Genomic DNA, 13,236 nt, shown 5'->3' on the forward strand with positions numbered 1-13,236 from the left:
GCTGCGCCGGCGCGCCACGCGCCGGGCCCAGCGCCGCCCGCACCTGCCGCGCCAGATCGTCGCGCCGGTACGGCTTGCTCAGCAGCTGCACATCCGGGTCCAGCCGCCCGCCATGGATGATGGCATTGGCCGTGTAGCCGGAGGTGTAGAGCACCTTCATCCCTGGCAGCCGCGCCTGGGCCCGGCGCACCATCTCCGGCGTCGGGATCGGCCCGGGCATCACCACATCGGTGAACAGCAGGTCCACATTCACGCCGCTGGAGACCACGGTGAGCGCCGCCTCGGCATGGCCGGCGCGCAGCACGCGGTAGCCCAGCTCCTGCAGCATCTCCACCACCGCCTCCCGCACCGCCTCGTCATCCTCGACCACCAGCACCGTCTCGTGCCCGCCGACCACCGGGCCGGCCGGCTGCGCCGCCGCCTCCTCTGTGCGACGCGAACGGGGCAGGTAGAGTTTCACCGAGGTGCCCTGTCCCGGCTCGCTATAGAGCTTCACATGGCCGCCAGACTGCTTGACGAAGCCATAGACCTGCGACAGGCCGAGACCGGTGCCGCGATCCGCCTCCTTGGTGGTGAAGAAGAGCTCGAAGGCGCGGGCCATCACCTCGGGCGGCATGCCGGTGCCGGTGTCGCTCACCGCGATCAGCACGTATTCGCCCGCCTCCACCTCCAGATGCGTCGCCGCATAGGAATCGTCGAGCACGGCATTGCCGACCTCGATGGTCAGCCGCCCGCCCTCCGGCATGGCGTCGCGCGCGTTCAGCGCCAGGTTCAGCAGGGCGTTCTCCAGCTGGCCGGGATCGGCCAGGGTGTTCCACTGCCCGGCCGAGACCACCGCCTCCACCGCGATCGGCTCGCCCAGCGTGCGGCGCAGCAGCTCCGCCATGTCCTGCACCAGCCGCCCGGGATGGATCACCCGCGGGTCCAGCGGCTGGCGCCGGGCGAAGGCCAGCAGCTGCGTCGTCAGCCGCGCCCCGCGCGCGACGCCCGACACCGCATGGCCGAGATAGCGCCGCCCCGCATGGTCCGGCCCCAGCTCCCGCCCCAGCAGGTCCAGATTGGCCGTGACCACCTGCAGCAGATTGTTGAAATCATGCGCGATTCCACCGGTCAGCTGGCCCACCGCCTCCATCTTCTGCGCCTGGCGCAGCGTCGCCTCCGCCTCGGCCCGGCGGGTGATGTCGTGGCAGGACAGCACGAAGCCGCCATCCGGCATCGGGTTGCGGTACAGCTCCAGCTCCCGCCCGGCATGCGAGAGGGAAAGCTGCGCCCCGGTCCCGGCCGGGCCGCGCAGCGTGTCCGGCGCGTCCAGCAGCGGACTCTCGCGCCGCCGGTCGATCGCCAGCAGGGCGCCATAGGGGGTGCCATTGCGCGCCAGCGCCTGCGGGAAGCCCAGCAGCTCGAAGAAGCGGTGGTTGCTGGCCACCAGCGCGCCGCCGGCATCGAAGGCGGCGACGCCATCCTGGATGTTGTCCAGCGTCGCCTGCAGCACCGCGTCATTGGCCGCCAGCGCCGCCTGCGCCCGGCGCAGCCGTGCGCCGGCGCGCAGCAGCAGCGCGGCGGCCAGCGCCAGCAGCAGCAGGGCGAAGCTGAGCGCGCCCAGCGCCAGCAGCAGGTTGCGCTGTTCCGAGCGGTCCGTCGCCTCCACCTGCAGGCGCAGCACCGCCTCCTGCTCGGCCAGCATGTCCTCGGCCAGGGCGCGGATCGCCAGCATCAGCTCCCGCCCGCGATCGGTCTGCACCAGGGCGCGGCCGGCGGCGAAGCCCTGGTTGCGGGTCAGCGCCAGGCTGTCCGCCAGCTCGGCCATCTTCTCGGCCACCAGCCGCTCCAGCCGTTCGAACCGGGCCTGCTGCGCCGGCCCCTCGGCCAGGGCGCGCAGCCGTGCCACATGCCGCGGCAGCTCCGACTGCGCCAGCTCATAGGGCGCCAGATAGGCCGGGCGCTCGGTCAGGATGAAGCCGCGCTGCCCGCTCTCGGCATCCTGCACGCTGGAGAGCAGGCTGCGCGTCGCCTCGCCCAGGCGGAAGCTGTGCAGCACCGCCTGGCGCTGCTCCTGCAGCGTCTCGGTCAGGCGCCAAGCCAGCCATCCCCCCGCCGCCATCACCGGCAACGCCAGCGCCATCGCCAGGACCGGCCAGAGCCGGCGCACACCTCGTCCCGTCACAACCGCGTGCCTCACCCGCCTGCCCGTTCTCTACCGCGTGCCCGGGTGCCACGCCATGCCCGACCCGCCCCGCCCGGCGCCGCCCTTCACGCAGCGGCGCGGATCGGCCACCCTGCCCGCCGCACCGACGACAGGAGAGCGCCGCATGGCCACGCCCGAGACCCGCATCACCGAATGGCTCGCCACCCAGCAGGAGGCCATGCTGGCCGAGCTGGAGGCCATGGTGAACATCGATGGCGGCAGCTACGACAAGGCCGGCGTCGACGCGGTCGGGCAGCGGGTGAAGGATTTCTGCGCCCGTTTCGACATCCCGGTCGAGACCGTGCCGGGCCAGAAGCATGGCGATTGCCTGCGCGCGCTCGTCGGCGGCGGCGACGCCACGGCCAGCGGCAATGCCCGCCAGAACATCGTGCTGATGGGCCACCGCGACACCGTCTTCCCCAAGGGCGAGCCCACCCGCCGCCCCTTCCGCGTCGAGAACGGCATCGCCACCGGCCCCGGCGTCTGCGACATGAAGGCGGGGCTGGTGCAGAACCTCTTCGTGCTGGCCGCCTTCCGCCAGTTCGGCGGCGCGCCCGGGCCGCTGGTCGGGCTGTTCACCGGCGATGAGGAGATCGGCTCCCCCGAGGGCCGCCCGGTGATCGAGGCCGAGGCCCGCCGCGCCCGCGTCGTCTTCAACTCCGAGCCCGGCCGCCCCTCGGGCGCCGTCGTCACCGGCCGCAAGGGCGGCGTCTTCATGGTGATGGACATCGAGGGCAAGGCCGCCCATTCCGGCGGCAATTTCGAGGCCGGCATCAGCGCCATCGAGGAACTGGCCCGCAAGATCCAGGCGATCCACGCGCTCACCGACATCCCGCGCGGCATCACGCTGAATGTCGGGCTGGTCTCGGGCGGGCAGTCGGTGAACACCGTGGCGCCCTGGGCGCAGGGGCAGATCGACCTGCGCTACATCCACCCCGAGGACCGCGACGACATCATGGGCCGCATCGAGGGCATCATCGCCCAGAGCTTCGTCCCCGGCACCCGCGCGACGCTCACCATCCGCGGCGAGTTCCTGCCGCTGGCGCAGAATGCCGGCACCGAGGCGGTGTTCGCCGCCTACAAGGCGGCCGCGGCCGAAAGCGGCCTCGCCATCGCCAGCGAATTCGCCGGCGGCTGCGCCGACAGCGGCTTCACCGCCGCGCAAGGCGCACCGACGCTCTGCGCCGTGGGGCCCGTCGGCGGCAAGGCGCACAGCCCGGAGGAGTATCTGGAGGTCGCGTCCGTCGTGCCGCGCGCCCAGGCGCTGGCAAGGGCGATCCTGAAGCTGGATCAGGCGGGGATCTGAAAAGAAAAGGCCGGGGGAATGAATTCCCCCGGACCCCCATCTTTTTTCTGTCGGGCCGCCGCCGTCTCCGGTCCAAGCGGGACGCAGAACGGATGGCGGGGTCCGGGGCGGAGCCCCGGGCCTCAGCCCATCCCGGCCGGGTCGCCGCAGCCCTCGCCCTGGCGGCGATAGACCTGCAGCCCGTCCACCACCGCGATCTGCCGGTAGCGCGCCCAGACGGCGGCGAAGCCGGCATTGGCCTGGGACAGGATGGCCGGGTAGTTCAGCGACTCCCCGCGGCGGTCCACCACCACCAAGTCGGGGCAGCCCTCCATGAAATCCTGCACGACCCAGTGGCGGATCGGCCATTCATCCGGCGCCACCCCGTCCTGGCGCGAGCGCCAGATCTCGCCGCGCAGCGCCCACATGGAGTCGAAGCGGGAGGCCCAGGTGACATTGGTGTTGTTCACCACCGGGAAGCCCAGCCCGATCCATTCCGAGAAGGCCATGTAGCTGCGCACCTTCTCGCGCCGGATCAGCCGCTCCAGCCGGACCTCGGTGCTGGTGTCCGGCTCCACCGCCAGCACCAGCCGCTCATAGACCCGCACCGAGGTCTGCTGCACCGACAGCGCCAGCGGCAGCAGGGCCAGCGCCAGCAGCGCGTTGCGGCGCGGCAGCACGCGCCGCCGCAGCGCCACATCGGCGCACCAGAAGACCAGCGCGAAGGTCACCGCCATCAGCGCCGGGATGCGGTGGTAGAACCAGTTCTTGCCGTCCAGGAACATCGCCACCGTGGCGGCGGCGGCGAAGGCCGTCAGCACCAGCATGACGCCCGAGGCGGCGCCGCCGCGATCGGTCTTCCAGGTCAGCACCAGGCAGGCGCCGAGGCCGAGCAGCAGCAGCCAGGATTCCAGCGCCAGCGCCAGCAGGCCGGTGTCGGTGCCGCCATAGAGCGTCAACGCCAGCGGCACCGCGCGCTCGACGAAGGCGGGCACGAAATACAGGATGCTGGCGAGGTAGAGCAGCCCGGCCAGCCCGGCGGCGATCGGCGCCAGCCGGATGCGGAAACCGCGATGCAGCCAGCCCGCCAGCTCGATGGCGCCCAGGCACAGCACGTAGCGCGGCTTCAGCGCGACGCCGAGCCCGGCCAGGATGCCGGTGCCGATGGACAGGCCGGGGCGGACCGGCAGCCCCTCCAGCATGCGGATCAGCACCGCCAGATGCGGCAGCACGGCGATCACCAGCAGATGCTCGCGCTGGCCGAACTCCACCCCCGGCATCACCAGCAGCACGCAGGCGATGGCGGCGAAGGTGGCCGGCCGCTGCGCGAAGACCGGCGAGACACCCCGCAGCAGCCCCGCCGCCATCCAGGCCGAGCCCAGCGCGCCGGCGGCGATCATCGGCAGCGCCACCTGCTTGGCGGTCAGGCCCAGCAGCTCCGCCAGCATCACCGGCAGGGCGCTGAGCCAGATGATCAGCGGCGGATTGACCTCGACCAGATCGACATAGAGCTCCTGCCCGCGCAGCCACTGGCCGGCGACCCAGAGCAGCCAGGCCACGTCGTCCTTCATCGGCGAGCGCAGCAGGGCGAACAGCACCATGCCGAGCGTGAGCCCGACCAGGCCGAAGCAGAGGATGGCGCGGCGCGTGTCGGCCGGCAGCCCGCCGGACCGGCGATGGCCGGATCCGTCTTGGGGCGCCAGGCCTTGCGGCGCGCCCGGGACGCTGTAGCTCAAGCGATACCCCCCTACCCCCGGCCCGGCCGTTCAGGGCCTATCGCCTGAAGGCTGACCTCTCATTTTGGTGAGATTGCGGCAAACGTCCTGGTTTGGCGAGGGATTCCCGCGTTTGTCATGCGACGCGCCGGGCCGCTTCCTCGCCGCCCAGGCCCAGCATCGAGCGCGCCACCGCCTCGGCCATCTTGATGCCGTCCACCCCGGCGGAGAGGATGCCGCCGGCATAGCCCGCGCCCTCGCCCGCCGGGAACAGGCCGCGCGTGTTCAGGCTCTGCCCATCGGCGCCGCGCCGGATGCGCACCGGGGAGGAGGTGCGCGTCTCCACCCCGGTCAGCACCGCGTCGGGCCGGGCGAAGCCGCGGATCTGCCGGTCGAAGGCGGGCAGCGCCTCGCGGATGGCGCGCACCACGAAATCCGGCATGAAGGCGGCCAGGTCGGTGGGCGTGACGCCCGGCTTGTAGCTCGGCACCACCTCGCCCAGGCTGGTCGACGGGCGGCCGGCCAGGAAATCGCCCACCGTCTGGGCCGGGGCGTGGTAGTTGCTGCCGCCGGCCAGGAAGGCCGCCTCCTCCAGCCGCCGCTGCAGCGCGACGCCGGCCAGCACATCGCCCGGATAGTCGCGCTCCGGCTCGATGCCGACGACGATGGCGGCGTTGGCGTTGCGCTCGGCGCGCTGGTACTGGCTCATGCCATTTGTGACGACGCGCCCCGGCTCGCTGGCCGCCGCCACCACCGTGCCGCCCGGGCACATGCAGAAGCTGTAGACCGAGCGCCCGTCGCTGCCGTGATGCACCAGCTTGTAGTCGGCCGCGCCGAGCAGCTTGTTGCCGGCGAAGGGGCCGAAGCGGCACTCATTGATCATCCGCTGCGGGTGCTCGATGCGGAAGCCGACGGAGAAGGGCTTGGCCTCCATGTAGACGCCGCGCTGGCGCAGCACCTCGAAAGTATCGCGGGCGCTGTGGCCGATCGCCAGCACCACATGGTCGGATTCGATCACGCTGCCATCGGCCAGCGCCACGCCGCGCATCTGCCGCGTCCCGTCGGGGGCGATGTCGACCAGCAGGTCCGTCACCCGGCTGCTGAAACGGTATTCGCCGCCCAGGCGCTCGATCTCCTCGCGCATGTGCTCGACCATCTGCACCAGGCGGAAGGTGCCGATATGCGGCTTGGAGAGGTAGAGGATCTCCTCCGGCGCGCCGGCCTTGACGAATTCCTCCATCACCTTGCGGCCGTGGTGCTGGGGGTCCTTGATCTGGCTGTAGAGCTTGCCGTCGGAGAAGGTGCCGGCGCCGCCCTCGCCGAACTGGACGTTGCTTTCCGGGTTCAGCTCGGCGCGGCGCCAGAGGCCCCAGGTGTCCTTGGTGCGCTCGCGCACCGCCTTGCCGCGCTCCAGGATGATCGGGCGGAAGCCCGACTGCGCCAGCACCAGCGCGGCCAGCAGGCCGCAGGGCCCGGCGCCGATCACCAGCGGCCGCCGCGTCTCGCCCGCGGGTGCGTGGCCCACGAAGCGGTAGCGCATGTCGGGTGTCGGGTTGACATGGGCGTCGCCCTGGAAACGGCGCAGCACCGTGGCCTCGTCGCGCAGCGCCACGTCCAGGGTGTAGATCAGGTGGATGGCGTTCTTCTTCCGCGCGTCATGGCCGCGGCGGAAGACCTGCAGGTCGAGCAGATCGGCGTCGGAAATGCCCAGCCGGTCCAGCACCACCTGGCGCAGGGCCTCGGGCGAATGGTCGAGCGGCAGCTTGAGTTCGGTCAGTCGCAGCATCGGGAGGTTTCTATCCACCAGGGGAGCGATGCCGCGCCTATAGCGCGCCGCTTGGGGCCCATTCCAGCGCGCCCTTCTGGGCCCAGCCCTGCTGATGGCGGGGTCCGGGGGGACCCTGTCCCCCCGGAATCTTCGCTTTACTGCGCGACGATGCGCAGCGCGCCGCAGACCGCCTCGACCTGGGCGTCGCTCAGCTCGGGGAAGATCGGCAGGCTGAGCACTTCGCGCGAGGCGAGTTCGGTCTCGGCGCAGCCGGCCGGGCCGCAGGCCACGCGTCCGACATAGGCGTTCTGCAGATGCACCGGCACCGGGTAGTGGACGCCGCTGCCGATGCCGAGGCTGCGCAGGCGCTGGGCCAGTTCGTCGCGGTCCTGGCTGCGGATGACGTATTGGTGGAACACATGCTCCGCCCCGGCGCGGCGCAGCGGCGGCGCGATGGCCGAGCCGGTGAGCGCCGTGTCATAGGCCTGGGCGATGGCGCGGCGGCGGGCATTGCCGGCGTCCAGCAGCGGCAGGCGGACGCGCAGCACGGCGGCCTGGATCTCGTCGAGGCGGCTGTTCACGCCGATGCTGTCCGAGAGGTAGCGGTGCTTCCAGCCATATTGCCGCAGCGCCGCCATGCGGTCGGCGAGCTCAACATCGGCCGTGGCGGTGATGCCGGCATCGCCCAGGGCGCCCAGATTCTTGGTCGGATACAGGCTGAAGGCCGCGGCATCGCCGAGGGTGCCGAGCATGCGCCCATCCAGCATCGCGCCATGCGCCTGGGCGCAATCCTCGATCACATAGACGCCGGCGGCGCGGCAGGCCGGCAGGATGCGGTCCATGTCGCAGCCCTGGCCGTAGAGATGCACCGGGATGACGGCGCGGATCGGCGGCAGGCCCGGTGGCGGGTCCTCCAGCACGGCGGCCAGCTCATCGGCGTCCATGGTGTAGGTGTCGGGGTCGATGTCGAGCAGCAGCGGCGTCGCGCCCACCATCTCGATGGCGGCGACGGTCGCGACCGCGGTGTGGGAGACGGTGGCGACCGTCATGCCCGGGCCGATGCCAAGGCCGCGCAGGATCAGCATCAGCGCGTCGGTGCCATTGGCGCAGCCCACGGCGCGCGGCAGGCCCAGCCAGCTGGCGAATTCGCGCTCGAAGGCGGCGCCCTCGGCCCCCAGGATGTACCAGCCGGAGCTGAGCGCGCGCTGCAGGGCGGCGTCGATGGCGGGCTGATGGGCGCGGTAGGCGGCGCCCGGGTCGGCCTGCGGAACGGTGATCACGGGCATGTCCATTGCCCAGTCTCCTTGGTGCCCCTCGCGGGGGTGTCGGTGTCAGGCGCGGTCGGTCAGAGGTAGTCGGCCAGGCGCGGGCGGAACCAGTCGAGGCTGCGGCGCAGCCCCTCCGCCAGGCTGGTTTCGGGGGCCCAGCCGGTGGCGGCGCGGAAGGCGCTGTCATCGGCGTGGTAGCTGCCGATATCGATCGGCGCGCGGTCGGCGGGGAATTCCTTCACCCGGTACTCGCCGCCGCCATGGGCGGCGATGGCGGCCTCGGCCAGCTCGGTGAGCGTCACGGGCGGCGAGCCGCCGAGGTTGAAGGCGCGGCCGGCGCAGGCGGGTGTCTCGGCCGCGCGCAGGAAGGCGGCGACGACATCATCGAGATAGGCCAGGTCGCGCAGCTGGGCGCCGCCCCAGACCTCGAAGGGCTCGCCCTCCAGCAGGCGGCGGAACCAGATGCCGAGGAAGGTCTGCCGCGCATCCTTCACCCGCAGCCGCGGGCCGTAGCAATTGGTCAGCCGCAGCGAGACGACGGGGCGGCCCTGCACGCGGCCTTCCATCAGCCAGTACTGCTCGCCGGCCAGCTTGGAGACGCCATTGGCGTCGGGCGGCGCGATCGGGTGCTTCTCGTCCACCGGCAGATAGGCCGGGCGGCCGTAGAATTGCCGGGTCGAGGCATGCACCACCACCGCGCCCGGCGAGCCCTGGCGCAGCGCCGCGATCAGCCGCAGCTGCGCCTCGGCGTTGATGGCGAGGTCGGTGAAGGGATCGGCCATGGAGCCGGCATGGCTGGTCTGGGCCGCCATGTTGAAGACCGCGTCCAGCCCCTGGCAATGCGGGGCGAGGTCGGCGTCGCGGAGATCGGCCACCACCAGCCGGGCGCCGCTGCCGTCCAGATTGGCCGGGTTGGCCCCGCCATCGGGGCGCATGGAATCGAGGGCGGTGACCTCGGCCCCGCGCGCCACCAAAGCGTGGCAGAGGCCGCTGCCAAGGAAGCCGGCGCCGCCGGTGACGAGCACCCGCCTGCCTTGCCAGACGCCGCTCATGCCGCGGGCTCCGCGGCGCGGGGGCATGGGGGGCGGCGGCGCCGCGCGGCGGGTCCAGACGCTGTGGACATCGCTGGGATTGTCTCTCGGATGGCGAAGCGGAGGCTGTCCCACCATTGCGGCGGAAGCAGGGCCGTGGGGCGGCCTTGCCGGGGCAGCGCGCCTGCCTGGAGGACCGAGCATGCCCGCTCCCCCGATTCAGGTGAAGAGCGATCACGCCAGCGAGAGGTCATTTTTGCGACGTGTGCTTTTCCGGTTCCGCACCCCGCCTGGAGGCACCGCCGGGTGGCGCCGCCCGCCTGGCCAAAGGCCCCGCCGCCCGGCGGCGGGGCGCGCCGCCGGCAGGCGGGTCCGCGCCGATGCGGCGGGAAAGCTTTCGGATTGGTGAAATCACCGTCATGCGCGGCAAGCGCCGCCGCCGCGCGGCCAAGCCTCAGCCCGGGGCGAGGGCGATTCCGGTGATCTCCACCTTCCAGCGCGGATCGACCAGCGGCGCCTGGGTGGTCATGCGCGCCGGCTTGTGCGCCGGGTCGAGCCAGGCATCCCAGGCGCGGTTCATCGCCGGCGCGTCGGCGATGTCGGCCAGCACCACCTGGACCTGCAGCAGCGCCCGCTTGTCGGTGCCCGCCTCGGCCAGCAGCGCGTCGATCTGCGCCAGGATGTCGGCGGTCTGCCCCTCCGCGTCCAGCGAGGCGTCGTCGGCCACCTGCCCGGCCAGGAAGACGAAGCCGCCGGCAACGGTGGCCCCGCAGAGGCGTTGCTCCGGTGCCAGGCGACGGATGGCGGCGAGATTCTGCGTCATGGTGATCCCTAGCGGTGTGGAAGGAGCGAGACTGGCATGATGGGCGAGCTGCGGCGAGAGGAAGGCCGGACGGCGCCACGGCGCGGCCTCAGCCGCGACCTGATCGCCCGCGCCTTCGACAGCACCATGCGGCGGCGCCGCACCGAGCCGAAGCCGCCGCCCTGCGACCTGGGCGGGCTGCTCGACTGCCTGGAGGAAGCCTGCGCCCATGCCGAGACCGTCACCGGCCAGGCGGTGATGGACCAGATCGGCCAGCGCAGCTTCGGCGCGCTGATCCTGCTGCCCGCCATCATCGTCGTCTCGCCGCTCTCGGGCATTTTCGGCGTGCCCAGCGTGGCCGCGTTGCTGATCATCGCGGTGGCGGGGCAGCTGATGCTGGGGCGGCACGATGTGCGCATCCCGCAGCGCGTGGCGCAGCGCGCCCTGCCCTGCCGCCGCGTCCACCAGGCGATGCGCGTGCTGCGGCCGATGGCGCGGGTGATCGACCGCATCCTCCGGCCGCGCCTGACCCTGCTGACGGCCGGCGCCGCCAGCCGCGCCATCGCCGCCGCCTGCATCCTGCTGGCCATGGTGATGCCGCCGCTGGAAATGCTGCCCTTCGCCTCCTCGCTGATCGCGGGGGTGGTCGCCCTGTTCGGCCTGGCGCTGCTGGCCAATGACGGGGCGATGGCGGTGCTGGGCTATCTGGGCCTCGCCGGGCTGGCCGGCGCCGGGCTGTATCTGCTGGTCTGACGCGCCGCCTCAGCCAGCCAGGTGCGGCCGCCGCAGCAGCCGCGGCAGCACCCCGTCCACCGGCCCCAGCACCACCGACAGCGCCCAGATGCCGCCCGCCACCAGCACGATCGCGGGACCGGTCGGCCAATCGAGGTGGTAGGAGAACAGCAGCCCGGCCAGGCTGCTGAACAGCGCGATGCCGACCGAGGCATAGACCATGGCGCCGACACTGCGGCCCCAGTAGCGCGCCGCCACCGCCGGCAGCATCATCAGCCCGACCGCCATCAGCGTGCCCAGCGCCTGGAAGGCCGCCAGCACGTTCAGCACCAGCAGGCCGAGGAACAGCAGGTGCCACAGCCCGCCCCGCGCCCGCGCCGCGGCGGCGAAGCCAGGGTCGAAGCACTCCAGCACCAGCGGCCGCCAGGCGAAGGCCAGCACCAGCAGCGTCAGGCTCGACACCCCGGCCATCAGGAACAGCGCCGCGTCATCCACCCCCAGCACGCTGCCGAACAGCAGGTGCGACAGCTCGACCGAGCCGGCCCGGGTCGAGATCAGCGTCACGCCCAGCGCCAGCGCCACGAGGTAGAGCGCGGCCAGCGCCGCATCCTCCCGCCCGCCGGTGGCGCGAGAGACCGCCCCGGCGCCCACCGCCACCACCAGCCCGGCCACCAGCCCGCCGATCGACATCGCCGTCACCGACAGGCCCGCCACCAGGAAACCCACGGCAATGCCGGGCAGGATGCCATGCGCCAGCACATCCGCCGTCAGGCTCATCCGGCGGAGCACCAGGAAGACACCCAGCGGAGGGGCCGCCAGGGACAGCGCCAGGCAGCCGATCAGGGCGCGGCGCAAAAAGCCGAACTCGGCGAAGGGGGACCAGAGGAGGTCGAGCAAGGCCATGTTCCAAAAAGTCCGGGGGAATGAATTCCCCCGGACCCCCTTCTTTCTTCTGTCAGGGCCGGGCGCCGCTGGCGCCCGGCATCAGGCGGCGCGGGCGCAGGCCTCGGCCTGCTCGTCCCAGGCCTCGGCCATCATGCGGGCACGCAGCCGGTTCTGCGCGCTCAGCGCCTCCTCGGTCGGGCCCCAGGCCACCGGCTCGCGCGCCAGCAGAAGGGTGCGCGGGAAATGCTCGCGCACCAGCTCCAGGTCGTGCAGCACGGCCAGCACCGTGCGGCCCTCGCCATGCCAGTCGCGCACCAGACCCAGCAGGTCATGCGCGGTGCGGGCATCGACAGCGTTGAACGGCTCGTCCAGCAGGATCACCGGCGCGTCCTGCACCAGCAGCCGCGCGAACAGCACGCGCTGGAACTGGCCGACCGACAGGCTGCCCACCAGCCGGCGCTCGAACCCCTCCATGCCCACCGCCGACAGCGCCTGCAAGGCCGCCTGCCGCTCCGCCGGGCGCAGCGCGCGGAAGGCGCCGGCGCGCGACCAATGGCCGAACAGCACCACATCCAGGCAGGAGATCGGGAATTGCCGGTCCAGCGCCGCCGCCTGCGGCAGCAGCGCGATCGCTTGGCGCGGCGCCTGCAGCGAGCCCTCCACCGTCGGATGCAGCCCGGCGATGGCGCGCAGCAGCGTGGACTTGCCGGCGCCGTTGGGGCCGACGATCGCCGTCAGGCTGCCCGCCTCGAAACAGCCGGACACGTGATGCACCGCCGGGCGCCGCCCATGCGTCAGCGTCACGTCGCGCAGGGTGATGGGCAGGCTCATGCCAGCCGCGCCCAGGCGACACCGCCCCACAGCAGGGCCAGCAGCACCAGCGACAGCACCAGCCGCGCGCCGGCGCCGGCCGACAGCGCCAGGGGATCGGAAAAGCGGAAGCTCATGGCGTTACGACATAACATTCCCTTTTGGCGGGACAAGCCCTTTTGTCCCGTCCCGCCTCCCGCCGGGCGCATGGCTTCCCTACCTTGAGGCACGATGTCGCTCCCTGACCCTGAGGCCGGGCTCCGCCTTGCCCTTGCCCGCCACCGGCGCTTCGCCACCGCCCTGCTGCTGCTGATGGCCGCGCTGACGCTGGGCGCCTATGCCCTGCCGCCCGGCTACTGGACCGATCTGCTGCAGGCCAGCGCCAAGGCCGGGCTGGTCGGCGGCCTGGCCGACTGGTTCGCGGTGACGGCGCTGTTCCGCCGCCCGCTCGGCCTGCCCATCCCGCACACCGCCATCATCCCGCGGCAGAAGGAGCGGCTGGGCCGGGGCCTGGGCCGCTTCGTCGGCAACCACGTGCTGACCGAGGCCGAGCTGGACCGCGTGCTGGCCCGCGTCGATCTGGCCGGGCTGCTGCGCCGCTGGCTCTCCGACCCCGCCGCCACCCGCCCCGCCGCCGAGGCCCTGGCGCGCAGCCTGCCCGCTTTGCTGAACGCGCTGGAGGATGGCCGCGCCCGCCGGCTGATCCAGCGCCTGCTGCCGCGCCTGGTCTCCGGCCCCGGCTCGGCCCGGCTGCT

Annotated in this window: 11 protein-coding genes; 3 read left to right on the forward strand and 8 right to left on the reverse strand. The window is 72.5% G+C overall.

What is annotated here, in order from left to right; translation table 11 throughout:
• Positions 1–2,164, reverse strand: a 2,164-nt coding sequence (locus HMPREF0731_RS26330; protein WP_169312251.1) for a CHASE3 domain-containing protein, incomplete at its 3' end; no start/stop codon positions are given.
• A gap of 145 nt (positions 2,165–2,309) precedes the next feature.
• On the opposite strand from HMPREF0731_RS26330, the gene HMPREF0731_RS03875 reads away from it, so the two are divergent.
• Positions 2,310–3,491, forward strand: a complete 1,182-nt coding sequence (locus tag HMPREF0731_RS03875) for a M20 family metallopeptidase (RefSeq protein ID WP_007002718.1) — start codon at positions 2,310–2,312, stop codon at positions 3,489–3,491.
• A gap of 122 nt (positions 3,492–3,613) precedes the next feature.
• Here the strand turns inward: HMPREF0731_RS03875 and HMPREF0731_RS03880 are convergent, their stop codons facing one another.
• The 5 genes from HMPREF0731_RS03880 to HMPREF0731_RS03900 form a co-directional block, all read right to left on the reverse strand.
• Complete coding sequence (locus HMPREF0731_RS03880; protein ID WP_007002719.1) at positions 3,614–5,206, reverse strand: hypothetical protein; 1,593 nt, start codon at positions 5,204–5,206, stop codon at positions 3,614–3,616.
• 115 nt (positions 5,207–5,321) lie between these two features.
• Positions 5,322–6,971, reverse strand: a complete 1,650-nt coding sequence (locus tag HMPREF0731_RS03885) for an NAD(P)/FAD-dependent oxidoreductase (RefSeq protein WP_007002720.1) — start codon at positions 6,969–6,971, stop codon at positions 5,322–5,324.
• Positions 6,972–7,108: 137 nt separating this feature from the next.
• Entirely contained in the window at positions 7,109–8,245 is a 1,137-nt protein-coding gene (locus tag HMPREF0731_RS03890) for a DegT/DnrJ/EryC1/StrS family aminotransferase (protein WP_007002721.1), read from the reverse strand.
• A gap of 53 nt (positions 8,246–8,298) precedes the next feature.
• Positions 8,299–9,273 carry an NAD-dependent epimerase/dehydratase family protein gene (locus HMPREF0731_RS03895; protein ID WP_007002722.1) on the reverse strand — a complete coding sequence of 325 codons (975 nt, stop codon included), beginning with the start codon at positions 9,271–9,273 and terminating at the stop codon, positions 8,299–8,301.
• Positions 9,274–9,706: 433 nt separating this feature from the next.
• Positions 9,707–10,075, reverse strand: coding sequence for a RidA family protein (locus HMPREF0731_RS03900; protein WP_007002723.1), 369 nt, complete (start codon positions 10,073–10,075; stop codon positions 9,707–9,709).
• 36 nt (positions 10,076–10,111) lie between these two features.
• Between HMPREF0731_RS03900 and HMPREF0731_RS03905 the strand changes: the two genes are divergently transcribed.
• Positions 10,112–10,807 (forward strand): exopolysaccharide biosynthesis protein, encoded by a 696-nt coding sequence (locus HMPREF0731_RS03905; protein ID WP_007002724.1) that lies wholly within the window; start codon positions 10,112–10,114, stop codon positions 10,805–10,807.
• Positions 10,808–10,816: 9 nt separating this feature from the next.
• Here the strand turns inward: HMPREF0731_RS03905 and HMPREF0731_RS03910 are convergent, their stop codons facing one another.
• Positions 10,817–11,689, reverse strand: coding sequence for a metal ABC transporter permease (locus HMPREF0731_RS03910; protein ID WP_007002725.1), 873 nt, complete (start codon positions 11,687–11,689; stop codon positions 10,817–10,819).
• Positions 11,690–11,770: 81 nt separating this feature from the next.
• A complete protein-coding gene (locus HMPREF0731_RS03915) occupies positions 11,771–12,502 on the reverse strand; it encodes a metal ABC transporter ATP-binding protein (RefSeq protein WP_007002726.1) in 732 nt (243 codons plus the stop codon).
• 210 nt (positions 12,503–12,712) lie between these two features.
• On the opposite strand from HMPREF0731_RS03915, the gene HMPREF0731_RS03920 reads away from it, so the two are divergent.
• A partial coding sequence (locus tag HMPREF0731_RS03920) for a DUF445 family protein (protein ID WP_007002728.1) occupies positions 12,713–13,236 on the forward strand: 524 nt, incomplete at its 3' end.

This window comes from Pseudoroseomonas cervicalis ATCC 49957 (assembly GCF_000164635.1).
Classification (GTDB): Bacteria; Pseudomonadota; Alphaproteobacteria; order Acetobacterales; family Acetobacteraceae; genus Pseudoroseomonas; species Pseudoroseomonas cervicalis.

Bases quoted from the DNA above. Each gene is read 5' to 3' on its own strand.
- HMPREF0731_RS03875 (WP_007002718.1), top strand. From the start codon at position 2,310: ATGGCCACGCCCGAGACCCGCATCACCGAATGGCTCGCCACCCAGCAG.
- HMPREF0731_RS03885 (WP_007002720.1), bottom strand. From the start codon at position 6,971: ATGCTGCGACTGACCGAACTCAAGCTGCCGCTCGACCATTCGCCCGAG.
- HMPREF0731_RS03890 (WP_007002721.1), bottom strand. From the start codon at position 8,245: ATGGACATGCCCGTGATCACCGTTCCGCAGGCCGACCCGGGCGCCGCC.
- HMPREF0731_RS03895 (WP_007002722.1), bottom strand. From the start codon at position 9,273: ATGAGCGGCGTCTGGCAAGGCAGGCGGGTGCTCGTCACCGGCGGCGCC.
- HMPREF0731_RS03900 (WP_007002723.1), bottom strand. From the start codon at position 10,075: ATGACGCAGAATCTCGCCGCCATCCGTCGCCTGGCACCGGAGCAACGC.
- HMPREF0731_RS03905 (WP_007002724.1), top strand. From the start codon at position 10,112: ATGATGGGCGAGCTGCGGCGAGAGGAAGGCCGGACGGCGCCACGGCGC.
- HMPREF0731_RS03910 (WP_007002725.1), bottom strand. From the start codon at position 11,689: ATGGCCTTGCTCGACCTCCTCTGGTCCCCCTTCGCCGAGTTCGGCTTT.
- HMPREF0731_RS03915 (WP_007002726.1), bottom strand. From the start codon at position 12,502: ATGAGCCTGCCCATCACCCTGCGCGACGTGACGCTGACGCATGGGCGG.